This is a genomic window from Phyllobacterium ifriqiyense, from assembly GCF_030817885.1.
GTDB classification, from domain to species: Bacteria; Pseudomonadota; Alphaproteobacteria; order Rhizobiales; family Rhizobiaceae; genus Phyllobacterium; species Phyllobacterium ifriqiyense.
Genome location: NZ_JAUSZT010000003.1, coordinates 3117342 through 3141782, shown reverse-complemented (window position 1 = coordinate 3141782; position 24441 = coordinate 3117342). Strand labels below are relative to the sequence as shown.

At 52.1% G+C, this 24441-nt stretch carries 23 protein-coding genes; 8 read left to right on the top strand and 15 right to left on the bottom strand.

Going from position 1 to position 24441, the window contains the following annotated elements:
- The first annotated feature begins 214 nt into the window (after nucleotides 1-214).
- Nucleotides 215-2728, top strand: coding sequence for a GcvT family protein (locus QFZ34_RS22940; RefSeq protein ID WP_307285992.1), 2514 nt, complete (start codon nucleotides 215-217; stop codon nucleotides 2726-2728).
- Between the two features lie 123 nt (nucleotides 2729-2851).
- Entirely contained in the window at nucleotides 2852-3703 is an 852-nt protein-coding gene (locus QFZ34_RS22935; RefSeq protein ID WP_115053258.1) for a DUF1194 domain-containing protein, read from the top strand.
- Nucleotides 3704-3708: 5 nt separating this feature from the next.
- On the opposite strand, the gene QFZ34_RS22930 is transcribed toward QFZ34_RS22935, so the two are convergent.
- Both QFZ34_RS22930 and QFZ34_RS22925 read right to left on the bottom strand, forming a co-directional pair.
- Nucleotides 3709-4707, bottom strand: coding sequence for a GlxA family transcriptional regulator (locus tag QFZ34_RS22930; RefSeq protein ID WP_115052644.1), 999 nt, complete (start codon nucleotides 4705-4707; stop codon nucleotides 3709-3711).
- Nucleotides 4708-4925: 218 nt separating this feature from the next.
- Nucleotides 4926-5186 (bottom strand): hypothetical protein, encoded by a 261-nt coding sequence (locus QFZ34_RS22925; RefSeq protein WP_115052645.1) that lies wholly within the window; start codon nucleotides 5184-5186, stop codon nucleotides 4926-4928.
- A gap of 137 nt (nucleotides 5187-5323) precedes the next feature.
- On the opposite strand from QFZ34_RS22925, the gene QFZ34_RS22920 reads away from it, so the two are divergent.
- On the top strand, nucleotides 5324-6232 hold the full coding sequence (locus QFZ34_RS22920; protein WP_115052646.1) for a LysR family transcriptional regulator: 909 nt from the start codon (nucleotides 5324-5326) through the stop codon (nucleotides 6230-6232).
- Here the strand turns inward: QFZ34_RS22920 and QFZ34_RS22915 are convergent.
- The 9 genes from QFZ34_RS22915 to QFZ34_RS22875 form a co-directional block, all read right to left on the bottom strand.
- Entirely contained in the window at nucleotides 6222-6944 is a 723-nt protein-coding gene (locus QFZ34_RS22915) for a copper homeostasis protein CutC (RefSeq protein ID WP_307285985.1), read from the bottom strand. The genes QFZ34_RS22920 and QFZ34_RS22915 overlap by 11 nt on opposite strands.
- The gene (locus QFZ34_RS22910; protein WP_307285982.1) at nucleotides 6941-7855 is read right to left on the bottom strand and encodes an ROK family protein; all 915 of its coding nucleotides are present in this window, start codon (nucleotides 7853-7855) and stop codon (nucleotides 6941-6943) included. The genes QFZ34_RS22915 and QFZ34_RS22910 overlap by 4 nt, the downstream gene beginning before the upstream one ends.
- A 66-nt stretch (nucleotides 7856-7921) precedes the next feature.
- Nucleotides 7922-9949, bottom strand: coding sequence for an ASKHA domain-containing protein (locus QFZ34_RS22905; RefSeq protein ID WP_307286618.1), 2028 nt, complete (start codon nucleotides 9947-9949; stop codon nucleotides 7922-7924).
- Between the two features lie 141 nt (nucleotides 9950-10090).
- Nucleotides 10091-11053, bottom strand: coding sequence for a methyltetrahydrofolate cobalamin methyltransferase (locus QFZ34_RS22900; RefSeq protein WP_115052650.1), 963 nt, complete (start codon nucleotides 11051-11053; stop codon nucleotides 10091-10093).
- A 10-nt stretch (nucleotides 11054-11063) separates the two neighbouring features.
- Nucleotides 11064-11936, bottom strand: a complete 873-nt coding sequence (locus QFZ34_RS22895; protein WP_307285977.1) for a methylenetetrahydrofolate reductase — start codon at nucleotides 11934-11936, stop codon at nucleotides 11064-11066.
- A 16-nt stretch (nucleotides 11937-11952) separates the two neighbouring features.
- Nucleotides 11953-12255 (bottom strand): virulence factor, encoded by a 303-nt coding sequence (locus QFZ34_RS22890; RefSeq protein WP_115052651.1) that lies wholly within the window; start codon nucleotides 12253-12255, stop codon nucleotides 11953-11955.
- Nucleotides 12256-12374: 119 nt separating this feature from the next.
- Nucleotides 12375-13046: an exopolysaccharide biosynthesis protein gene (locus tag QFZ34_RS22885; protein WP_307285973.1), complete on the bottom strand. Its 672-nt coding sequence runs from the start codon at nucleotides 13044-13046 to the stop codon at nucleotides 12375-12377.
- 68 nt (nucleotides 13047-13114) lie between these two features.
- On the bottom strand, nucleotides 13115-13690 hold the full coding sequence (locus tag QFZ34_RS22880) for a DUF4893 domain-containing protein (protein ID WP_307285970.1): 576 nt from the start codon (nucleotides 13688-13690) through the stop codon (nucleotides 13115-13117).
- A gap of 69 nt (nucleotides 13691-13759) precedes the next feature.
- Nucleotides 13760-14383, bottom strand: a complete 624-nt coding sequence (locus QFZ34_RS22875; protein WP_307285967.1) for a DUF1638 domain-containing protein — start codon at nucleotides 14381-14383, stop codon at nucleotides 13760-13762.
- A 68-nt stretch (nucleotides 14384-14451) separates the two neighbouring features.
- Between QFZ34_RS22875 and QFZ34_RS22870 the strand changes: the two genes are divergently transcribed.
- The gene (locus QFZ34_RS22870; RefSeq protein ID WP_115052654.1) at nucleotides 14452-14607 is read left to right on the top strand and encodes an entericidin domain-containing protein; all 156 of its coding nucleotides are present in this window, start codon (nucleotides 14452-14454) and stop codon (nucleotides 14605-14607) included.
- A 75-nt stretch (nucleotides 14608-14682) separates the two neighbouring features.
- Here QFZ34_RS22870 and QFZ34_RS22865 read toward each other — a convergent pair whose 3' ends face one another.
- Nucleotides 14683-15381, bottom strand: coding sequence for a cobalamin B12-binding domain-containing protein (locus tag QFZ34_RS22865; RefSeq protein WP_115052655.1), 699 nt, complete (start codon nucleotides 15379-15381; stop codon nucleotides 14683-14685).
- Between the two features lie 245 nt (nucleotides 15382-15626).
- Between QFZ34_RS22865 and QFZ34_RS22860 the strand changes: the two genes are divergently transcribed.
- Both QFZ34_RS22860 and QFZ34_RS22855 read left to right on the top strand, forming a co-directional pair.
- Nucleotides 15627-17216, top strand: a complete 1590-nt coding sequence (locus QFZ34_RS22860; RefSeq protein WP_307285962.1) for a trimethylamine methyltransferase family protein — start codon at nucleotides 15627-15629, stop codon at nucleotides 17214-17216.
- A gap of 89 nt (nucleotides 17217-17305) precedes the next feature.
- The gene (locus QFZ34_RS22855; RefSeq protein WP_307285959.1) at nucleotides 17306-17980 is read left to right on the top strand and encodes a hypothetical protein; all 675 of its coding nucleotides are present in this window, start codon (nucleotides 17306-17308) and stop codon (nucleotides 17978-17980) included.
- 3 nt (nucleotides 17981-17983) lie between these two features.
- Here QFZ34_RS22855 and bmt read toward each other — a convergent pair whose 3' ends face one another.
- Together bmt and QFZ34_RS22845 are read right to left on the bottom strand one after the other, a co-directional pair.
- Nucleotides 17984-18997 (bottom strand): betaine--homocysteine S-methyltransferase, encoded by a 1014-nt coding sequence (gene bmt, locus QFZ34_RS22850; RefSeq protein WP_115052658.1) that lies wholly within the window; start codon nucleotides 18995-18997, stop codon nucleotides 17984-17986.
- A 90-nt stretch (nucleotides 18998-19087) separates the two neighbouring features.
- The gene (locus QFZ34_RS22845) at nucleotides 19088-19924 is read right to left on the bottom strand and encodes a helix-turn-helix domain-containing protein (RefSeq protein WP_115052659.1); all 837 of its coding nucleotides are present in this window, start codon (nucleotides 19922-19924) and stop codon (nucleotides 19088-19090) included.
- A 117-nt stretch (nucleotides 19925-20041) separates the two neighbouring features.
- Here QFZ34_RS22845 and QFZ34_RS22840 point away from each other — a divergent pair, with 117 nt between their 5' ends.
- Both QFZ34_RS22840 and QFZ34_RS22835 read left to right on the top strand, forming a co-directional pair.
- Complete coding sequence (locus QFZ34_RS22840) at nucleotides 20042-21067, top strand: fatty acid desaturase (RefSeq protein WP_307285954.1); 1026 nt, start codon at nucleotides 20042-20044, stop codon at nucleotides 21065-21067.
- A 9-nt stretch (nucleotides 21068-21076) separates the two neighbouring features.
- Complete coding sequence (locus QFZ34_RS22835; protein ID WP_307285951.1) at nucleotides 21077-21844, top strand: phosphate/phosphite/phosphonate ABC transporter substrate-binding protein; 768 nt, start codon at nucleotides 21077-21079, stop codon at nucleotides 21842-21844.
- On the opposite strand, the gene QFZ34_RS22830 is transcribed toward QFZ34_RS22835, so the two are convergent.
- On the bottom strand, nucleotides 21821-24397 hold the full coding sequence (locus QFZ34_RS22830; RefSeq protein WP_307285948.1) for a GcvT family protein: 2577 nt from the start codon (nucleotides 24395-24397) through the stop codon (nucleotides 21821-21823). The genes QFZ34_RS22835 and QFZ34_RS22830 overlap by 24 nt on opposite strands.
- Nucleotides 24398-24441: the final 44 nt, after the last annotated feature.

Below are 24441 nucleotides of genomic sequence, written 5' to 3'. Positions count from 1 at the left end.
GCTTATGACCCTACCCTTCAGTTCTCCATATTGCGTTAAATTGTATGGCTGATCTTCAAGTTTTTTAGTTAAGGCAGGCAGTGTTTACTATGCGTCGCGCCATGTTTTGGGCATGTCGCAAACAGGCCTTAGCAATGGACACGCAGAACGGCATAGTGCAAAAAATCATAGATGCCGTTCGAACCCCTCGATCGATACCAAAGGATGTTTAGAAATGAAAACTGAGGCGCGTGTTGTCGTTATCGGCGGAGGTGTGGTGGGTGTTTCAACACTTTATCACTTGGCCAAAAAAGGCTGGAGCGACGTTGTCCTGATCGAACGGAAAGAACTGACTTCCGGGTCCACTTGGCATGCGGCTGGCCTGCTTCCGCTTTTTAACATGAGCTATTCAGTAGGCCAAATCCACAAGTACTCAGTAAAATTCTATCAGGAGCTGCAGGAAGAAACCGGTATGAATGTCGGTTTTACCAATTGCAGCAATATTCGTCTTGCCCGTACCAAGGATCGCTGGGACGAGTACATGTATTATGCCGGTGTCGCTGAGACGATCGGAGTACCGGTGAAGCTACTGACACCGGATCAGGTAAAGGAAATTTGGCCTCTCGCGGAGATGGACGGAATTTTAGGTGCGATTCAGCATCCCGAAGATGGATATATTCAACCGGCTGATCTGACACAGGCGCTTGCCAAAGGCGCACGCGATCGCGGTGCAACGATCTATCGTTATACAACTGTGCTTGGCATCGAACAGTTGCCGTCCGATAAATGGCTGGTAAAGACCGATAAAGGCGATATCACCGCGGATCACGTTGTGTCCGCCACCGGTAATTTTGCTCGAAAGACCGGCAAAATGGTGGGGCTCGACGTGCCGGTTATTCCGGTCGAGCACCAATACATTGTTACAGAGCCTCATCCTGCTATCGTTGAACGCAAAGCAAAAGGCTTACCGGAGATGGGCGTTCTGCGCGAAAGCGATAGTTCCTGGTATATGCGCGAAGAAAATGGCGGGCTTTTGCTTGGGCCATATGAGCGCGGCGCTCCGGTCTGCTATGTCGATGGACCTTCAGATGGCAGCGAATACGAGCTTTTCCAGGAAGATTTGGACAGGCTCGAGCCTTACATTGAAACAGCCATTGCGCGGGTTCCCGCCTTTGGCGAAGTTGGCATCAAGAAGGTCTATAATGGTGCTATTGCTTATACGCCAGATGGTTCGCCGATCATTGGACCTGCGCCCCGCCTGAAAAATTTCTGGCTCAATGAAGGTCATTCCTTTGGCGTGACTGCGGCTGGCGGCGCTGGCTGGCAGTTGGCAGAATGGATTGTGGAAGGCGAACCCTCGATTGACATGATGGGCGTCGATCCAAGACGCTTTGGACCCTACGCAACTGAGGGTTACCTCAAAGAAAAGAACGAAGAGGCCTATGCGGAAGTCTTCTCGGTTCATTATCCGGATGAAGAACGCGGTGCAGCGCGCCCCTTGAAGCGCTCGCCAACATATGAGCGCCAGAAGGAATTGGGTGCTGTGTTCGGGACTGTCTATGGTTGGGAACGCGCCAACTGGTTTGCACCGATAGAATATGAACTGGACGTCGCAAAGCTGGACAAGCCGGACGTCCTGATGAATCACAATCATCCCAAGCCGGTAAACGGCAAAGTAAAGGAGTTGTGGTCATTTCGCCGTTCGAATTACTTCGAACATGTTGGCCTCGAGATCAAGAACGTTACCAGCAATGTCGGCCTGCTCGATATGTCGGCGTTCGCTAAAATGGAAGTGTCGGGTCCTGGTGCACGCCAATGGCTTGATTCAATTCTGGCGAACCGCATCCCCAAAAAACAGGGACGCATCGCACTTTGCCATCTTCTGACGAAGCAGGGTGGCGTTCGCTCTGAGTTCACGGTCTATGAGTGGGTGCCTGGCAAATTCTATTTGGTCTCTGCCGGGGCATATGAGAACCACGATCATGATTATCTCTATAAGCTATTGCCGACCGATGGCTCAGTATCGCTACGTCCCATCACGTCGACCTATGGGGTTTTGGTTCTTGCTGGACCAAACAGCCGCAAGGTGCTTGAGAAGCTGACACGTGCAGATCTTTCCAATGAAGCATTCCCTTGGCTGTCCGGTAAAGAAATAAGCGTAGGCACTGCGACTGCTCATGCCCTCCGAGTTAATTTCGTCGGCGAGCTCGGATGGGAATTGCATCACCCCATCGAACAGCAGAGCGCCATATACGAAATGTTGCTTGAAGCCGGCGCAGAGTTTGGCATCAAGCCATTTGGCATCCGCGCCATGACTGCAATGGCCGTTGAGAAGTCCTACCGTCTGATCCCACGCGAACTATCCATTGAGTATAATGCCTTTGAAAGTGGACTTGACCGGTTTGTTCATCCGAACAAGGGTGACTTTATTGGTCGCGACGCTGTCGTGAAGGCACGTGAAGACGGCTTGAAATGGAACTTCGTTACCTTGGAGGTGCATGTACCTGGCGTATCCGATGTCGACGCAAGGGGCAGTGAACCAATTTACTCCAAAGGCGAACTCGTTGGACGTGCAACTCACGGTACTTACGGCTGGCGCTTAGGTAAAAGTCTTGCGCTGGCAATGGTAAAGCCGGAATATTCGGCTTTGGGTACAGAACTCGAAATCAAGATTCTCGGTAAGACTCACAAGGCCACGGTCATTCCGGAATCACCTTTCGACACTGAAAATGAACGACTGAAGGCTTAATAACCTTCGTTGGAAAATAAAAGTGGCGCCGTTTGGCGCCATTTTTCTTTTGTGTTCATTCAACTGCGCGTGAACAAGTACAAACCCGCTTTGCGTTATTTCATTTTGCGGTACACTTTCCATATGTCATCACAAAAGAAAGCTCTTTGCGGTTTTCTGATACTGGCGGCGCTCTTGGCCAGTTCCTTGGCGCGCTCACAATCAAACGAAATTGATGTGGATGTAGAGCTTGTTCTTGCGGTTGACGCATCGCGCTCGATGCAAAGTTTTGAGCAAAAAATTCAGAGAGATGGTTACGTTGCGGCTTTTCGGCAAAGAGACGTGGTTCGCGCCATTCAGGAGGGCGTTCATGGCAAGGTTGCGATTACCTATGTCGAATGGGCAGGCTCGACAATGCAACGGGTCATCGTTCCATGGATGGTGGTGGACAGTACAGAATCTGCTGAAAAGTTCGCATCCCTACTTGCGGCGCCTATCCCAACAACACAAAGCAGGACGTCTATCTCAGGCGTCATCGACTTTGGCGCCACCCTTTTCGATGATAACGGTTTTAAAGGGTTGCGCCGTGTCATCGATGTTTCTGGAGATGGTGCAAACAATAATGGACGCCCCGTACTTGAAGCCAGAAATGATGCGACCGCAAAGGGTGTAACGATAAATGGATTGCCCCTTATGACCCGGGGCGATTTTTACTCCGATTGGGCCGTCGAGGATTTGGATGTCTATTACACAAACTGTGTCATTGGCGGGCCCGGTGCATTCATGATTCCCGTCAATTCGTGGGATCAATTTCCTGAGGCGGTAAGACGCAAGCTTGTCCTCGAATTAGCGGGAGGTGCATTCGATGTGCACAAGGTGGATTATCGCTCATCAGATATGCCTCCTATCTCGGTTGTACAGAACAAGCGGGAATACGACTGTTTGTCCGGAGAGCGAATATGGCAAAAGCGGATGCAGGACTGGGAGTCCCGCTAACCTGACTAGGCAGCCATAAGCTGCTTGCGATCAGCGCGCTCCTGTTGTGGCGAGCGCCCATATAGTTCGCGATAGCATTTTGAAAAGTGTGAGGCAGAAACAAATCCGCAAGCTACCGCGACTTCAACAATGGGCATTGACGATTGGATCAACAGATGGCGTGCACGATCAAGCCGGATTTCCAGATAGTAGCGAGCAGGGGAACGCCCCATTTCCTGGCGGAACAAGCGTTCAATCTGGCGGCGAGACAGGCCGACATGATCGGCAATTTCTATCAATGAAAGTGGCTCGGAAAGTCGCGCTTCCATCAGCTCGATAATCGTAAGCACTTTTGAATTTTGTACACCTAGCCGCGCACGGAGAGGCAGACGTTGGCGGTCATGCGGACTGCGGACTCGATCGGTTAGAGCCTGCTCGCAAACGCGGTTGACGATATTATCGCCAAAATCATCACCAATAAGTTTGAGCATCATGTCGAGCGCAGCAGTGCCCCCGGCACAGGTGTAAATATTGCCATCGACCTCAAAAAGATCGGCATAAACATCAGCTTTAGGAAAGGCTTCCGCAAAGCCGGGCAGGTTTTCCCAGTGAATGGCACAGCGCTTGCCTGAGAGCAGGCCAGCCGCAGCCAGTATATGCGCACCTGTACATAGTCCACCGACCGCGACGCCGCGGTTGAATTCCTCGCGAAGCCAGGCAAAAACGGACTTGTTCTGGAACTTTTCAACGTGAACGCCCGAGCAAACAAAGACCATTGATGGACGGTCTTCGCCGGTCAAGTAACGCCGCTCATCTTCAAGCGAGGAATTGGCGGCGCATTCAACGCCATTTGATGCTGTTACCGGCTTTGCATCCACCGATGCGAGGCGCCAACGATATGCCTCATATCCCAACATGCGATTGGCAATACGCAAAGGCTCAATCGCAGTCGCAAATGCGATCATAGAGAAATTCGGAACCAGAAAAAATACGAAAGAGCGCTTGGTGAGACCGACTTGATCCATGTTGACCTATGTTCCCGTATCTGGCTTTAAGGCCATGTCGCACCTGAACCAGCATGTTCCGGCGGCGGGCGTGGTCTTTAGAGCTTTTTTTCAGATACAACCATAGAACTATTCTAAATGGAAGGGCTTGGCCCTGTGTCGCAAAAGCGCAGGTGTAACTAATATTAAAGGGAGCAGATAGTTCGTTATCTGCTCCCTTTTTTGAATTGGCCTCGCATTTAATTTGGCCGGCGTTTCATTTCATTGCATTCCTGCACCTGACGCTCGTACAGATCAGGCCAGCCAATATCTTGCCGAATACCTTCGGGCAGTGAATCAAGTGCACTTTCCGTAGCGTGAAATCTGCGGTTGCGAATAACGGAATCGCGTGCATTCAAAACAGCTCGCGCCAAGCCGTGTACGTGCTCGTTAATGGAAGCTGCAATACGCTCGGAAAATCCAATCTCGCCCTTATTATAGCCTTCGTCACAAATACTCATCTTCGTTCTCCTTTTTGAAAAGAAAGGTGCTTCATGCTTACCTTTCGATACACTTGACTATCGGCGCTAATTGATGTTCAATCAAACGAAATTAGAGAATGGTATAATTAAGAAAAATTGATCTGTGAGGATGTGACATGTCAGCACCAATGCATCACCCGATTCCGATCCTGGATCTGGACGTATTGCGCACATTTGCAATGATTGCCGAAACTGGCAGCTTTTCCAGCGCTGCCAATGCAGTCTTCCGCACCCCTTCCGCAGTTTCGATGCAAATCAAGAAGCTGGAAGAGGTGCTCGGTCATGTTCTGTTGGAACGTGACGCACGATCAGTAAAGTTAACACCAAGTGGCGAGATATTGCTGGGTTATGCCAAGCGCATGCTCTCACTGAACCGCGAAACAGTTGCAAAATTTATTGCTCCGACAGTTTCTGGTGTTGTGCGGCTTGGAGCACCGGATGATGTTGGAGAAAGAGTGCTCCCGTTTGTCTTAAAGAGATTTGCTGAGTCGCACCCGGATGTGACAGTCGACGTGGTTATCGATCAGAGCAACAACCTACGGAAGCGCCTTGATGAGCAGCGTCTCGACGTGACCTTGGTCAATGTCAATGAGACATTGGCGAAGCATGATGAAATTGAAGTTCTCATGACTGAAAAGATTATCTGGGCCGGAGCCAAGTGCGGTAATGCCCACGAACGCAGTCCACTGCCGTTGTCGATGTGGGAGGAGGGCTGCATCTGGCGTGCCAACGCCATTGAGGCATTGGAGAGCATGGGCCGCGATTATCGCGTCGCTTATATGAGCGCACATACGATGGGCCAGCGCGCAGCCATCGTTGCCGATTTAGCGGTCGCACCATTCTCGAAGTTTCTTCTGGATGACAATATGGTTCAACTTGGACCAGAGCACGGATTACCCGAGCTTGGTGAATCAAAGCTTGGTATGCTCGTCACCAAGAATGCCGGTGCCCACATTAAAGCAGTAGCTCAACATCTTCGCGTCTATTTCGAAGGGTATGAACGTACTGGCAAACTTACCTGCTGAGGCAATAGTTTTTCAAAGCTCTAACGAGATCCGGGCAAGTCTGCTTTTGCGAGGCGGTTTCAAAACCAAGCCGCCTTGCCGATTCACTGACAATGGGCCGGGAAACCGCGCAAGATGAATGTATTTCTGCAAAGGGAATGCGATCAAGGAGCATCTCGGCATTGTCGATGTTGACGCCCGATCCGGGCATGATTTTTATCCGTCCGTCAGCAAGCTCAAACGTTTGCTGCAGATCATCAACACCTTCGCGAGAAGTTGGCGCGCGTCCGGAGGTGAGGATTCTTTCAAATCCGAGATCGACTGCCATATTAATGGCATCTTCAAGGTCTGGCACGAGGTCAAATGCACGATGCAACGTAACACCCAGTCCGCTGCATTGCCGGATTAGCCGTCCAAGCGTCTTGTGATCCAACTCGCCGCTGATCAGGTTTGCGCCAAAAACAACACCTGAAAGACCGCTCGCACGAATAACATCGATTTCGCGAAGCATTGCATCGACATCAGTTTCGTTGAAAACGAAGTTTCCTGGACGGGGCCGGATCATCGCGTAGATAGGTATTGATGAGGCAGCAGCTTGACCGATCAGGCCGGGAGTTGGCGTCAAGCCACCGAGCTCGAGTGCGGAACAGAGTTCCACGCGGTCAGCGCCACCCTCTATTGCCGCTGCCAACCCTTCAGGACTATCCACGCAAACTTCAAGTAAAACAGTCATTTAGGCAGTTCCATCAATCCTAGAACTCCAGCGCCGATCAAGCCGGGTTCAATCTTAAGTTCTGCCGGAATTACCAGCGGCCTGTCAGTCCGTCTTAAGATACGGCGGCGAACTGCTTCGTCCAGTTTGCCGATCAGGGAGCGGGAATTAGCGAGTCCTCCGCCAACTGGTACAATAGAGGCTCCGACTATGTTGAGTGTCATTGCCAATGGTGCGCTTACAATATCAACATAAACGTCAATCGTTCGAGCTGCTGCCTCGTCACCAGCATCCCAAGCTGCAATAATCTCTGTGCTGGCAAGCGAAACACCGTGAATATATGCATGGAGCCGTTCCATGCCGCGAGCCGCTCCTACTGCATCAACGCAGCCAATCTGACCGCAACCGCACGCATAACGAGGTATGGCAATGGGCGGGTTGCCTGCAAGTGTCGCCGAAACAGGACCATGGCCCCATTCGCCTGCAAAACCTCCAGTCCCCTCGTGAATTTTGCCGTTTATAACCAGGCCACCGCCAACTCCTGTTCCCAGAATGATGCCGAAGACAACCCGATGATTGCGTCCAGCACCAACGACAGCTTCGGACAATGCAAAACAGTCAGCATCGTTCGCCACAAGCACTGGCCGTTTCAGTTTCTCACTAAGGTCCGCAACCAACCGGCGGCCATTTATACATGGGATATTGGCACAAGTGATCACGCCAGTGTCAGAGTCGACAACTCCCGCGATTGATATAGATATCAGACTTGTCGGAGCCACGCCGCCATCAGCTGCAATTTTTTCTATTGCCATGGCAAATAGATCGAAGTCGTGCAGGGGAGTAGCAACCTTGGACAAAGGGCGAATATCTTCTGGCGAATAGGCTATCGCACCCTTGATGGCTGAGCCACCAATATCAAAACACGCTATCATAGGTGGTAATTTCCGGAATCACTCATATGAGGTTGTTTGATAGCGGAAATTACGAAAGTAACAAAGCTAATCACGTGATCGGCGGGCAGCGCGATCCTCACGTGAACGGCGACGCGGCGTGGCGTCACCTGCAATGCCATCCTCGCTGACATTTTTGCGTGGAGGCAAGGTAACGGCTTTGGACAGTTTTGGGAAAGGATCGACCTTATTAGGCATCGCCATTGCATAAACGAAATGTTCTTGGAACTTCGGTTCAAGAGCCGTTTCAATTTTCTCGATGCGAGTAACAGTGTCCTCGATTTCGCGGCGATAGTTACGGTTTAGCAGAGCCATGCGTGCGCCGGTACCCGCCGCGTTACCCACGGCTTGAACCTTGTCCAAATCGCAATCAGGGATCAGACCGAGAACCATGGCGTATTTCGGATCGATAAACGAGCCAAAGGCACCGGCAAACCGTATTTGATCGACGTGATCAATGCCCAACTTGTCCATCAGCAACTTGACCCCGGCATAAAGTGCCGCTTTTGCCAGCTGAATGGCTCGGACATCTGTCTGGGTAATGGTAATTGTCGGCATACCTTCATGCAAAAGGTAGGAAAACGTGCGGCCAGTTGCCATAACGCGTGGTGATTTGGCAGCAAGGTTACCGTCGATCACGCCATCTTCGGAAATTATTCCAGACAGATACATCTCCGCAACGACTTCAATAATGGCCGAGCCGCAAATGCCGGTAATACCGCTTGCCGCCACAGCGTCATCAAAGCCCGGCTCGTCGGACCATTGTTCTGTGCCGATCACCCGGAAGCGAGGCTCCAGAGTTACAGGATCTATGCGAACCCTCTCAATGGCGCCGGGTGCTGCACGCTGACCACCAGAAATTTCTGCACCTTCAAAGGCCGGACCAGTCGGCGATGAAGCCGCAACTGTGCGGTGACGATTTCCCAGAACGATCTCGGCATTGGTGCCAACATCAACCAGCAGCATCATCTCTTCTTGGCGATGCGGGCCTTCCGCCAGAGTGGCGGCTGCAGCATCAGCGCCAACGTGCCCAGCGATACATGGCAGCATGTAAACACGGGTTCCGGGATTCATCGGAAGGCCAATGTCAGATGACTTGAGATGCACAGCGCCTGAAACCGCCAGCGCAAATGGCGCTCCACCTAGCTCTGTCGGATCAATGCCGAGGAAAAGATGGTGCATGATCGGATTGCCGACGAAAACTGCATCGAGAATATCTTCGCGGGCAACTCCGCCTTCGGCGCAGACCCTGTCGATCAGTTCATTTATCGCCCCACGAACGGCGGTGGTCATGCCTTCGCGTCCGTCCGGATTCATCATGACATATGAGACGCGGCTCATCAGGTCTTCGCCGAAGCGGATTTGCGGATTGGACGTGCCCGCCGACGCGATGGTACGAACTGAAAGAAGCGACGACAGATGCATGGCAATCGTCGTGGAGCCTATATCACAAGCAATGCCATAGGCTTCATTCTTGAGGCCAGGCCACAAGCCGATCATGGTTGGGCGGGATGTCTCTTCATCATGGTGGATAGCGGCAGTGACGCCCCATTCGCCCTTGCGAAGTATCTTCTGAACATCGGCGAGAAGATAGGTGTCGACGTCTATATTGTGAAAGCCCCATTCCTTTTCGAGCGCAGCCTTCAGTCGGTCTAGATCGCCAAGCGGTTTGTGCATGTCGGGCTCTTCAACCTCGACATAGCACATGCGGATAGCGGGATTACGCTCGATCACGCGTGTATCGACCTCTTTGCGTACGACCTGTGCATTGACTTGAACGTCTTGCGGAACGTCGACAACAAGATCGCCAAGGATCGTCGCCGAACAGGACAGGCGCCTGCCTTGTTTGAGGTCCCGCTTTTCCGCGTATCGTTGCTCTTTGGCGCCAAATTCCGAAATATGATCGTTGGAGGAGGTAATGCCATGTTTGGCAAAGCGACCCTCCTGTACTTCGACCTGACAACGGCCGCAAATACCGCGACCGCCGCAAACACTTTCGACATATACGCCGAGAGTACGCGCTGCATCGAGGATAGGAGTGCCAACTGCAAAGCGACCACGCTTTCCTGAAGGCATGAAAAGCACGAGTGCTTCTCTGGCGGAGCTTTCAGGTGTTTTAACGGGTGCGTTCAAGATCGGTACTCCAAAACTCATTAGGTGGAGGGCAGGGTGTAGCCTCCACCTATCTATGCCGGGCCGAGCGTCTGACGCAAACGGCTAGCTTGCGACGCCGCGTCGCGCATCTCGTCCACCACGGCGACGACCACCACCGGATGAATCGGCAGGGACAGAAATTCCCGCAGTTGCACCTGCCGCTGCTGGCTGGTGGTCACGGTATTTTTTGATCCAATAGGTGCAATTGGCATCGGTGCCGTTGAGAACATTGGCAGCGTGCACCGCTTCCATCTCCTGTGGGCGGCATGGATTCATAATGGCCGACGTCATCCCAGCGCCGATGACCATTGGAATGAAACCGGCATTGATGCCATGACGATGCGGTAAACCGAACGAAATGTTTGACAGGCCGCAAGTGGTATTTACCTTGAGTTCTTCCCGCAGGCGGCGAAGCAGGGCAAATACTTGACGTCCCGCATCGCCGAGGGCTCCGATGGGCATGACCAGGGGATCGACAACAATGTCGTGGGCGGGAATGCCGAAATCAGCGGCACGTTGAACGATCTTCTTGGCAACCGCAAAGCGAACGTCCGGATCCATGGAAATGCCGGTCTCGTCGTTCGAGATGGCTACGACCGGGACATTATATTTCTTTATAAGCGGAAGAATGGCTTCTAGTTTTTCCTCTTCACCGGTTACTGAATTCACCAATGGACGACCTTTGGCAACACGCAGCGCAGCTTCGATAGCTGCCGTAACCGAACTGTCTATGGAAAGCGGCACGTCAACCAGATTCTGTACGATCTCAAGTGTCTTGACCAGAAGATCAGGCTCCGTAGCATTCGGATCCACCGCTGTTACCCCGGCATTCACATCCAACATGGTTGCGCCAGCGGCCACCTGTTCCAGTGCATCCCTGATGACAGTATCGAAGTTTCCAGCCACCATCTCTGCGGCAAGCTTCTTGCGCCCGGTAGGGTTGATCCGCTCGCCGATTACGCAAAAAGGCTGATCGAAACCTATGATGATCTCTCTAGTTGCCGAGGCAACGATCGTACGGGTCATGCAGAAATCCTTAATTGGCCGCTGAGTTGACTGCTAGGTAGGGTGTAGCGTTCAAGTTCCATGAACCACGATCAACCAGCCATTCGGATGATTTCTTCAGGCCACCAAACGGAAACACGTGTATCTGCTTGATCGCGGATGCCGGATTGGCAATCGCGTGCTGCTCGATTGGGCCAACTACACCCTCCGGAGAATGGCTTGTCGCGAGCGCAGTTAGCGAAAGCGCATTCTTCTTTAAGAAGCTGATTGAATTACCTACACCACACATTGCAGCATATTTAATCAGCGTTGTGATTTTTGCGGGGCCTGCGACGCCCAGATGGACTGGCAAATCCACGCCATGCTCGCGCAGCGATTCCGAATAACGGATAAAGCGATCAGCATCAAAACCAAACTGGGTGACTACCCGAATACGAGCACCGGTGCGTTCACCGAAATTCTTCTTGAGGCGAAGCGCCTCCAAAGCAACAGCTTCGGAAAACTCAGGGCTTCCTTCCGGATGACCGGCAACACCCATTTCCGTAATGCCATATTTATCAAAAAAGCCGGTTTCAAGAACCTGCATTGTGGAAGAAAATTCACCGGCCTGACGCTCAAGACCGCCGCCAATGACGAGGACATCTGTGACGCCAGCTTCCTGCGCAGCGCGTTGAATGCGGGTTTCCAAGGCAGCTTTTGTCGAAAGGCGACGCGAAGCGAAATGTGGAACAGGCTTATATCCAAGATCATGAACGCGCTTTGCAGCCGCTGTGAGCGTATCAACGCTATCGCTGCCCATGTCAGTGATATAAACACGCGTACCGGCCGGGAAAAGGCCCGGAAGGTCTTGGGATTCGATAGCCTGGCGCGCTGCGACTTCGATTGATGCTGCGATTTTTGTCATTGGCTTCGCTCTCAATTCATGAATTGTCATGTCCACCTGCCTTTACAAGCGCCACAAGGCGTTCCCGGTCATAATCATTGTCAATACGGGCGAGGGCCGTATCAGCCTCAGTTTCAAGATCGTCACTGACAGGCACCGGCGTGCCGCGACGCCATTCGGCCAGATAAGCGTCAGAATCTTTGGCACCTATGCGCATCGCGCACATGTCGATAGCTTCAGTAAAACGAATGGGGAGTTCACGCTTTGCTGCCTGGCGGCCTTTTTTGACGGTCACTTGGGCGGGTATATCCCGCCAATAAACGACAATGAGATCAGCCATGCAAAAGGTCCTCCGACAACGTTCCTTGTGCCGGAAAATATTGGGCTAAGCTAGCTATCTCACGACGCACGGGCACTCAAATGCGACGTACCGTGGTGCTATTTTTGCGACAACTTATTTTAGAAGGGCCAAAAACTCGCTGCATAGGTAATAACGCTGGCAGCGACGAAGGCAAAACCAGCGACAATCGCAATTGAGACAACACCTATTGTAAGCCCTGCAAACAATAGTCGCCCATCGCGTTCACATAAGGCAATTCCGATAATTGCAGTTGCGAGCGCTGGGAGCCAGTTTGAAAGCGGCATCGGCAATACGACTGACATGCCGAGAATAGTAGTAAAAGCACCGAGCAAGCGGTCGCCTTGTTTCCGACCAAACGGCCAGTTGCGTGGTTTTATAAAGCGCTCGAGCCATTGGAGCCTGGGCACAATCTTGTCGGAAACCTGCCTGAAACGTTCAGGCGAAATTGACTTTGTGCGCAGAAAAGAGGGCAGCCAAACGGAATCCCGTCCCATGACCATTTGAACCGACACAAGCACAAGGGGGATACCTGTGACTATTCCAGTGCCAGGGGGCAGTGGCAGCAGGTTCAAGATGGCAAAGAACGTCAACAGCGCAGCAAAACTGCGATCTGTAAATGCGTCCTCCAGTTCGGTGAATGAAACAGGAGCGGTAACGGAAAGAGATAAATCCTTGAAAACCTGAGAGAGAGGCCGCGGATCGTTGTCCGCTTGCATCTCTTCTATGTGGTCCTCAGGACTTGGTTTATGGTTTGCTTGAGTAGCAGTCATGTTCTCGTCTTGCTTGTGCTTTCGACGCATATGGCGTGAGCTTGGTGACATTGCAATGACGAAAGGGCTTAACGTTTTAATTCCAGAACATCCAAAATTGACTCGAGCGCTGGTGAGGGAAACTCAATCCGGAACGAGTTCGTTGACATTCGGTAGGCATAACCTACCTCGTCAGTATCAGCGCCAGAACCATATTTTTTCGGCTTTTCACCAGCAATAAAGCCACTTCCCAAATAGATCAGCCTTGTGTCACTATCAGTGAAGAAGCGACCTTTGGTACGCTGCGATCCGCTTATCTTTTCCAGCATCCAACCGGATCCATCATCGGTGACACGACATTTGAACCAGCTGTAAATTACCAGCGGCGTGGTTTTCCCAAGCTTTATTGTGCGGCATTGCCAGTTGCCGGTCATGTCAAAATTCTCACCAAATCCGAGAGTGGGCGCGGCAAGAATATCGTTGAGTTTGGCTATATCTGCCGGTTCTCCGCCTTTTCTTGCTTCGCTCAACGCCTGCGCTTTGGTTGTTTCATGCGAGGCGAGACGAACTTTGTCTGAAGCCGTGATGATTTTGTTGATGGTCCCATCCGCAAAAGCAGAATGTGCGATGCAGATCAGAAGAACTGTCAAAATGGGAAATCGCATGGAAAATTCCTGTTGGAATCAAAAAACAAAGAGAAATTAAACTCGCTGACATTGGGGGAGGCAAGCCGTTCAGTGACCGGCTGCCGCTTTCAGTGCAGGTACCAGGTCGCCATAGCCGGTAAGCCGACGCTCGTAAGCCAATCCTAAGAACTCTGCGGCTTTTTCAGCTTTTACGCTCAGTTCCGGATTGTCTGTTTGTGCCATATAGACCATCTTCTTGTAGTTGCCGAAATAGATGTCCCGCAATTCCGGATGGCGATCCAATCCCAAGGGTTTGACCATGAAGGCGTCAAAATGGCGGGCAAGAAAATCTGTCATGAAAAATGATGTCATGTCATCATCCCATTGCGCGGCAAAGAGGTCGTTACCCGCATAGAATGAAAAGCAGTGAGGGCCAGCAATCCGTTCCACACCGTGCTTTTCGCATACCCGATCCAGCAAACCGCCCGTTCCGCAGTCAGCATAACCGATGAAGATGTTTGTTATACCGTCGGCCTTGGCTTTTTGAATGGCTTGATCAACAGATGGCGCTATTTTGTCAGGGTAGTGGTGATACTCCGCCGGCAGGCATATCAACTGTAAATGATCGAGGCCAAACTGTTCGCGAATGGCAAGCACTTCGCGTGCAATCATTCCGCAAGCAATGACCCGTACAGGCTCCGGTTGAATTGTGTGGTTTCGGCTAACATTCATGGAACCGATGTTGCTCCATCGCGTTATGCGAACGTTGGATTTAATTTATCAGAACGGGAGACATTTCCATGAAACTATCACACTTTGCTCCGATTGCAGCTATTCTTGCTGTAGTTACACTAGCGGGCTGCGCAAATACCATTCGGGGCGTGGGTGCCGATGCCGCAAATACTGTAAATGCAACTCAGAACGCAGGCCACCGCGTCGCGAATTCTGCTCAATAATTAAAGCGCCAATATGGCGCTTTCTCCCATTTTACTGAGAACGAGCGGCTGCATTATCATGCGGCCGTTTCGTAATTATGCGCCCGACATCTGATTATGTTTGCGCTTCATGTATGATTTCGCAGTTTCAACGGCAACGGCCGCATCACGGCAATAGGCATCCGCGCCGACTGCTTTGCCGAACTCTTCATTAAGCGGTGCACCGCCGACGAGTATCACATAGTCGTCCCGAATGCCTTTTTCCTTCATCGTGTCGATGACGACCTTCATATACGGCATTGTCGTGGTCAAAAGCGCCGACATGCCAAGGATATCGGGTTTGTGCTCTTCAATGGCCGCCAGATAATTTTCAACGGGATTATTGATGCCCAGGTCAATCACATCAAACCCTGCGCCTTCCATCATCATGCCAACGAGATTCTTGCCAATATCATGAATGTCACCCTTAACAGTGCCAATTACCAGCTTGCCCTGCTTGGGCGCGCCGGTTGCAGCAAGGAGAGGGCGGAGGATGAACATGCCTGCTTTCATCGCATTGGCTGACAGCAAAACTTCCGGCACGAAGAGGATACCATCGCGGAAATCTTCGCCGACGATACGCATTCCCTCCACCAGCGCTTCAGTCAGGACCCTATAGGGCACCCAACCGCGTTCAAGCAGAATGTTTGTGCCTTCTTCGATCTCTTCCTTGAGGCCGTCATACAGATCATCGTGCATTTGCTCGACGAGTTCTTCGTCTGAAAGCTCCGAAAGAATGATTTCATCGTCGGCCATTTCTATGCTTCCTTTCGCGCCTCATGCAGATGTGAACAAGGGTTCTGGCGTTTCTCTATCATATCGGGCAAGTTGCTGAAAACACATTGCTTAAATGCGACCTCGTAAATGACGAAAACGACTGTTGGTTGTCTCCGATGCGCCACCGGGTGCCGCACACGGAAACGCTCTTGCAGGCTATGCGGTTAGGATTTGGTCTGTTGAAGGAAAAGCCTGCGCTCACGAAGCGCTGAGGAGATAAGAAAATGAGTGAGGATACGTCAGTTGATGCTTCCGCTGAGGCGGAAACAGGCGGTGGTGTTCGCCGCGGTCGTGGCGCAGGGGCTGGAGCTGCCGCGCGCCGTGCCGCACGGTCTGGTGGCGGGCCTGGAAAATCACTGACTTATATTACCCGCAAGATAAATACCTATGAGGTACTGGACGAGGAAGGCTTGGCGATTATCGAAGCCAATGCTGACACAGTGCTGGAAGAGATCGGTATTGAGTTTCGCGATGACGCAGAGGCCCTCGCACTGTGGAAAGAGGCTGGCGCTGATGTCAAAGGCGAGCGGGTCCATTTTCCAAAAGGTTTGCCACGCTCACTTTTGAAAACAGCGCCTTCAGTTTATACGCAAAATGCGCGCAATCCGGAGCGGTCGGTCCAGATTGGTGGGAAAGCGACAGTTTTTGCCCCTGTATACGGTCCGCCTTTCGTTCGCGACCTCGACGGCAATCGTCGCTATGCGACCATTGCCGACTTTCAGAATTTCGTGAAGCTCGCCTATATGGCCCCCTCGATCCATCACTCGGGCGGTACAGTCTGTGAGCCGGTGGATGTGCCTGTAAACAAGCGCCATCTTGATATGATCTATGCTCATATCAAATATTCCGACAAACCATTTATGGGATCTGTCACTGCACCCGAGCGGGCTGAAGATACAATTTCCATGTGCAAACTTGTGTTTGGTGATGATTATCTTGACCAGAACACAGTGCTGACCAGCCTTATCAACGCAAATTCACCGATGGTTTTCGATGAGACGATGTTGGGCGCATTGAAAGTATATGCACGCAACAATCAGGCCTGCATCGTCACGCCATTCATTCTTGCGGGCGCAATGAGCCCGGTTACCGTGGCTGGGACGTTGACGCAGGTTCTGGCCGAGGTTCTGGCGGGGGCGTCGTTTACTCAGTTGATTCGTCCAGGCGCTCCGGTCATTTTCGGTACTTTTGCTTCATCTATCTCCATGCAATCGGGAGCACCGACATTTGGCACTCCTGAGCCATCGCTTGTGTCATACGGCGCTGCGCAACTTGCACGCCGGCTCGGATTGCCGTTCCGCACGGGTGGTTCGCTTTGCGCATCAAAGGTTTCCGATGCTCAGGCGGCCTATGAAAGTGCAAACACTTTGAATTCGACGCTGCTGGCGGGTACAAACTTTGTGCTGCACGCCGCTGGTTGGCTCGAAGGCGGATTAGTATCCTCTTACGAGAAGTTTATGATGGATATTGACCAGCTCGGCATGGCCCAGAAAATCGCCGAAGGCGTCGATCTTTCCGAAAACGGCCAAGCTATGGATGCCATCAGGCAGGTTGGGCCCGGCAGTCACTATCTCGGCTGCGACCATACACAGGCCAATTTCCAAACAGCCTTTTATCGTTCGAACATTGCTGACAACAATTCCTATGAGCAATGGCTTGCTGAGGGAGAAAAGCGTGCCGACCAGCGCGCCAACGAACTTGCCCGCCGTTGGCTGGAGACTTACGAGGCGCCGTATCTTGATCCGGCAATCGATGAATCGCTCAAAGAGTTTATTGCCAAGAAAAAGGCATCGATGCCCGACGCATTCACCTGAAAGAAGCCCGAAGACGGCCGGGCTAAAGTGGCCGATTTTATCCATAAAGACGTCTGGGCCTCGGCAGTGAAGGGGTAGGTTGTCTGGCAATGACTGCTGACATGAAGTTGGATTGGATTGCTGCGGAACTAAGGCCTTTTGGCCTTGTTCCGCGCGGTAGTTTTATGTTTGATGCCAAGACACCGGCGCCGAGCCTTGGTGAACATACCGATTTCAAAAGTGCGGTAATGATCGGGCATTTCGGCTCGACCATATGGCCGCACTTCGGTCAATGGCGGCAGTTGCAGTCAAATATGGCTGATCCGCTGGATAGTTGGTCAAAGGAAATACTAAACAAAGTCGCCACGCGTGTGGGGGCCTTTGCCGTTTTCCCTTCCGACCAGCCGTATCAGCCATTCCAGGAGTGGGCAAAGCGCGCTGAAGGGCTTTCCGCTTCTCCGCTCGGGTTGCTGATTCATCCCCAATATGGACTGTGGCAGGCGTTTAGAGGTGCGTTACTGTTTGATAGCGCTCTCGAGCCTTCGCAACTGTCTCCAACCATTCATCCATGTGATGTCTGTTTGAATAAACCGTGTCTATCAGCCTGTCCTGTTCAAGCTTTTGACGGGATCGGCTTTGCGGTGGATCGCTGCCGGGACCACCTTTGGACTGAGGGTTTCGAATGCATGGATAGAGGATGCAAAGCGAGGCTGGCATGCCCCGTTGGACGGGAACACGTATATGTATCCGATCAGCAGCGCTTTCACATGGCCGCGTTTGCGTAGGCTCTAACCGCGCCGCCCACGACGCTCGCGTTTGGGGGTGTTGTCGGCATGGGCAGCGAGCTTGTTGCGCATCGGCCCTATGACTTCAACAATTTCTTCCACCGTTGGCCGTGGTCCATGTGTATGGCTATCGAGCGCTTTGCGCATGGCTGCCAGATGTTCGAATGACGTACCGCAGCACCCACCGATGATTTTCGCACCGCCGTTAATTGCCATATGGGCATAGTCGGACATGAGTTCAGGTGTGCCGGAATAATAAATCTCGGCGCCGCGAAATTCCGGAATGCCGCAATTTCCCTTGATTACAATAGTGGCTGACGGATCGGCCTCGCTCATATCGAGCAGGGATGCCAATATATCCGAGGCACCGACGCCGCAATTGGCGCCAACCGCGACTGGACGTTCTGCCAAACCGTCTACTACGCCATGAATTTCCTTGGGTGGCAGGCCCATCATAGTCTTGCCGGCCGTATCAAAGGAGCCCGTATAGACATAAGGAAGACCGACTTTGACTGCTGCCTCCGCTGCTGCGCGAATTTCACCGGGCGCAGACATTGTCTCGATCCAGGCAACATCGACGCCACCAGCCTTCAAGCCTTCCAATTGTTCTGTGAACGCAGCAACCGCATCTTCTTCGGTGAGAGCGCCAAGCGGAACCAGCAACTCACCTGTAGGGCCTACTGAGCCTGCAACAATAACTTTCCGATTTGCCTTGTCGGCAACGCCTCGAGCCAATTCGGCCGCTGCCTTATTCAACTCGAAAACGCGATCTTGAGCATGGTGCAGTTTAAGGCGGTGGCGCGTGCCGCCAAACGAGTTGGTCAAGATAATATCGGCACCCGCATCCACGAAGCCCTGGTGTAATGCGATTATTTTTTCAGGTTGCGCTTCGTTCCAAAGCTCCGGTGCTTCACCTGCTTCAAGACCTGCAGCAAAAAGATTGGTGCCGGTAGCGCCGTCAGCCAATAGCACACCCTTTTCAGCAATCAGTTCGGCAAGCGGGTTCGCACGGTTCATCGAAGTTGTCCTTTAATTGTATGATATGCTGATATAAAGAAATCTTTATATGTGGTCAATTCCCATATGCGACAAGGCCCGACGCTCTGGCTATTTTATTATCAGGGACGAAACATAGTCGGCGACTTCGTGTGCGTTGACCTTCGCTACGCGTATCAGACCGTCAAAGTGACGCTGCATCGTCAATACAGATTCTGTTGTGTTGAGGACGAGGTACATACCGCCAACGAACAGGGCGACTCTGTAAGGTCCAAAAACCGTGTAAGGTACGGAAAATTTCTCGCGCCCATCGAACAGATAGAGACGGAAGGAGGGGTAAAGTTCTTCCAGCAACGACGACATATGTCCAAGTTGCTCAGCGCGAACGTCCTTGGTCAATTCGCTCCAGATTCCGTTGCCGGACGCAAAATCATTCAAAGTTTGGAACGGCATGCAGACTTCCATGTCTGTACCGGGTTGGCGGTTATAATCGAGACGAAAGGCCGTTTCGATCATTTGCGCCGCCGGATCGCGATGAACCATGGATGTTTCATAGGCGATGACGGCAGGGGTACGCAGCAAATCCGGAATACGCGCTGGCACATAGCGAATCTTGCTACCGGTTGCTTCAGCATGCCAGCGGACCAGAAGAGTGCGCTCGAAATTATCCGGCCCTTCCTCAATCTCCATGCTTGGGCGTAGCTCGCCGGTAATCCCTTCATCTTGACTAAGGCCCAGCAGCCAATCCAGGGAAACCGAATGTCGCTCAGCAATATTGAGCAAGGTTTCAACCCTGGGGAGCCGCGTTGACTGGCCAGATAAGAGCTGTGACAGCGCAGAACGGTCTATTCCAACCGATTGAGCGAATGCCGATTGATTCTCGCCGCTACGATTGAGAAGGCTTTTTATCCGCGTTTGAAACAGGCGCGAAAGATCTCGCTTATCCATCTGGCCATCACTATTTGTTTATAATGTACAACAAATGCATTATTTGGTGCGCAAAATCAACACCTAGTCACAATTGTATCATTGCTGACAGTTCCTGACAGTGAGACCATGAAAAACATGGAATCAGAACGACATACCTCTCATTCATCCGCAAATCACAAACGGCACCGTATTGAATGGCCGACTATTGGTTTGATGGTGTTGTGTTACGGGCTTTGGATTTTTGCAGGGCTTTATCTTTATCCCTCAATGCCGATTTTGGCGCTTTTGCTGATGGCCCTAGCAGTCGCGTTTCATTCGTCACTGCAACATGAAGCCTTGCACGGTCATCCAACACGCAATGGGACAATTAACGAGCTGCTCGTCTCCGTACCACTTGGAATGTTCTACCCGTTCAGGCGCTATAAGCACCTGCATCTCAAACACCATGCTGATGAGCGCTTGACCGACCCTTATGATGACCCGGAAAGCTATTTTCGCGCGCTAGGTGATTGGAAAAAACTGCCAAAGCCTTTGAAAATCTTGCTGAACTGGAACAATACGCTTGTCGGCCGGGTTATAATTGGCCCTGCATTAATGGTTGCCGGGTTCCTTATAAGCGAGTTCAAGCTCGTCTCTGGCGGGGAACGTAAGACACGCAATGCATGGGTTTTGCACTTGCTTGGTCTCATTCCCATGCTTGTTGTCGTCTGGGCTTTGTTTGATATTCCCCTCTGGATTTATACGCTCACCGCGGCTTATTGGGGATTATCAATCATCGCCATCCGTACCTATTGCGAACATCAATGGTCAGAGCGCCCTGATGGGCGGACGATAATTGTCGAGAAATCTCCATTGGCGCTGCTTTTTCTCAATAATAATCTGCATTTTGTTCATCATAAGCGCCCCACCGCACCTTGGTATGATCTGCCGCAAATCTATGATGAACAACGAGATGAATGGCAGCGGATGAATGGCGGCTACGTATTTCGTAACTATTTTGAAATTCTGCGCGCCTATGCATTCCGCAAGAAGCAAGAGGTTGTCCATCCCGTGCTAAGACGTGAGCCTGCGACAGCACGGGCTTTTCGTCCCCGGCGTCATGGCATCAGTATGCAGGGCGGTTCAACTTTGCCTATTCCCGCAGAGCCACCGAAAGATTAAGTATAGCCCATGACTCTGGTGGCGGCTTTGCCGATGTATGATTGGCCGGAACGACGCGCAGAAGTGGATGCGCAATGGTCCCTCCTGCGTGGCATTCTTCGCACAGAAGGCTTTGATGCACCGGATCACCTGACAAGACGCAACGCCGACCTGCCTGCGGTCCCGGGGGGCATTAGAGATGCTGCGGGCAATATTATCGCCCCAGACCCGGCGACGTTGCCGCCAGATGAACTCGATCTTCCCACGCTTTGGCGTCATCCCGCTCTTTTATTGGCGCAGACCTGTTGGGGACCGATGGAGCTCGGGCTACAACCACATGTCCGGCTTGTGGGACAGGACGACTACTCCGGCACAGAAGGCGGCAAGGAAGCGTTTTATTCCAGTCCGATTGTAATGAGGCGCGGTGAGGGTGTTGCCATAGCTGCTCCCCCCGACGGAAAGCCCGATCTGCCTTTGGATACAATCAGGCAAAAACGTCTCGCATTTAACAGCCCCGATTCCATGTCTGGATATCTTTCTCTGAAGCGCGACCTTGAGGCTTTGGGCGAGACACTAGGTCTCTTCATTAGTCATTCCGAAACGGGTGGGCACCGGAAATCTATTAAGGCCGTAGCAACCGGTCGTGCGGACGTTGCTGCCATAGATTGCAAATCATGGGAGTTGGCCCAGCGCTATGACGAGGCGGCCAGTGCTCTTGTCGTTGTTGGCTGGACAGGCAGGCGCAAAGGCCTGCCTTTCATTTCATCGCGGGAATTACCCGCGCATCTTTTCACCTGATGGGTCGAATGGTGGTTCGATATTGATCCGGGCGGCTCTCCGGCGTCCAAGGATTTCCACTTCGAACAAGCCCAGGTCCTCATTTGCAGCAAGTTCTGCAGGCACATATCCCTGTGCCATGGAATGCCCTACATAGTGAGCATAGCCGCCGGATGTTACCCAGCCAACCACACGCCATTCGCCTTGCACGGCACCAATGTCTCCAGCATTGGCGACAACTTCACCTTCCTTATTGAAGCGCGGAGCACCGACGCCATGGCTGGCCTGAACGACACCGTAATCCTTGGCGACTTTTGCCCAAATGGGTTCATCGCCCATGACATCTGCTGCATCATCACTTGATGGTACATCAATGATAAGCGAGACACGGCGTAACTTCGTGCTGGTACCAGCATCGAAGTCTGCTTTTTCTCGCATTGCCATTTCCCTGCCAATGAAATCATTCTTGGAGAGCTTGACGAAGCGATCCATTGAACCCTCATAGGGACCGTAGATCGGCCGCAATTCGCGATACCATGTCGGGAAATTCTTTTCGAGCCGCATGGAGAGCAGGGCGCGCATACCGAAATCGACAATATCATATTCAGCGCCAGCATCCTTGATCGCCTTGTAGACCAGCCTTTGATAGGCTGGTTCCATCCATATTTCGTAGCCAAGATCGCCCGTATAGGAAATGCGGTTTACCCTGCATGGCGCTCCCCCAACGGCCATCTCCCGATAATCCATAAAGCGAAACGCAGCATTGGACACATCTTCATCAACAAGTTTGGCGAGAACATCGCGTGCTTTCGGCCCTGCAATCGACAAGCCGACCAATGTTTGATCAAAACGATGAATAGTAACGGAACCGTCTTTTGGCTGCTGCTTTTGGAACCAGCGCATGTGATAACGCTGTGCCGCTGATGATCCCCATATAACAAAGCGCTCGTCATCTGCCTTTGCAATCGTAAAGTCGCCGATAAGCTTGCCTTCGTGATTGAGCATCGGTGTCAGGACAAGGCGTCCCTTTTTCGGCATTGTGTTGGTCATCAACCGGGAAAGAAAGGCTTCCGCTCCGATGCCTGTAACCTCGTACTTAGCGAAGTTGGCAATTTCGGTAACGCCTACACGCTCACGCGTTGCCCGCACCTCTTTGCCAATATGCTCGAAATCGTTGGAGCGGTGGTAGGAAACGATGTCCTTCGCTTCTGTGCCTTTGGGTGCAAACCAGAGCGGTGTTTCCAGACCCCAGGAATCACCCATCACGGCATTTTGCGAGAGCATCGTTTCATAGAGCGGTGTGGTTTGTTGAGGCCGCGCGGCTGGTAGCTCTTCGTTGGGAAATCGTATGGAAAAACGGCGAGAATAATTCTCGCGAACCTTGGCGTTGGTATAACGCAAGGTTGCCCATTCACCGAACCGAGCGACATCCATACCCCAAACATCAAATCCGGGCTCGCCATGCACCATCCAGTTGGAGAGTGCCAGACCAACGCCACCGCCCTGACTGAAACCGGCCATGACAGCACATGCGGTCCAATAATTGGTCAGTCCAGGGACAGGCCCCACCAGGGGATTGCCGTCTGGTGCAAAAGTGAACGGCCCATTGATAATTTGTTTTATTCCAGCCTTTTCAATGCCTGGAAAATGCTTGAACCCGACTTCCAAGGAAGGGGCGATACGATCAATATCCGGCGCAAGCAGCTCGTGACCAAAATCCCAAGGCGTATTGACCGGGGACCATGGCTTCGCGGCCTTTTCATAGGTGCCAAGCAGAATGCCATTGCGTTCCTGCCGCGTATAGATTTCACCTTTGAAATCCATGACGCCAATGAGCTCGCGACCGGTACTCTGGTTGAATTCCATGACCTCCGGAACATCTTCGGTCAGGAGATACATATGTTCCATGGCGAGAACGGGCAGTTCCAGTCCGACCATACGACCCACTTCACGGGCCCAAAGACCGCCGCAATTAACGACATGTTCGGCTTTTACCGTTCCTTGCTCGGTAATCACGTTCCATGTGCCATCAACCTCCTGCGTTAATTCGACGACGCGATTACGCAGCGATATTTCAGCTCCGAGTTTGCGTGCAGCCTTGGCATAGGCGTGTGTTGTTCCAGATGGATCAAGATGACCCTCGACCGGATCCCACATGGCGCCGACAAAGTTGCTTTCGTCCATTAACGGGAACATGGCTTTGGCTTCGGACGGTGTGATCAGTTCGGTATCCATGCCAAGGTAGCGTCCTCGTGCATGCGCTAGCCGCAAAAAGTCCATGCGTTCCGGGCTGTCGGCCATCATGACGCCGCCAGTTAAATGCAAGCCGCATGATTGACCGGAAAGCTCTTCAATTTCCTTGTAAAGGCTGACCGTATAAGCCTGCAGCTTGGCTACATTTGGATCGCCATTAAGTGTGTGAAAGCCGCCGGCAGCATGCCATGAGGAACCCGATGTTAACTCTGAGCGCTCGATCAGCAAGACATCAGTCCAGCCAGCACGAGCAAGATGGTAAAGGACTGAACATCCGACAACGCCGCCGCCGATGACAACTGCTTTAACGTGCGATTTCATGCAATTAAGCCTCTTGGGTATAAATATGATTCAAGATGTTGAGA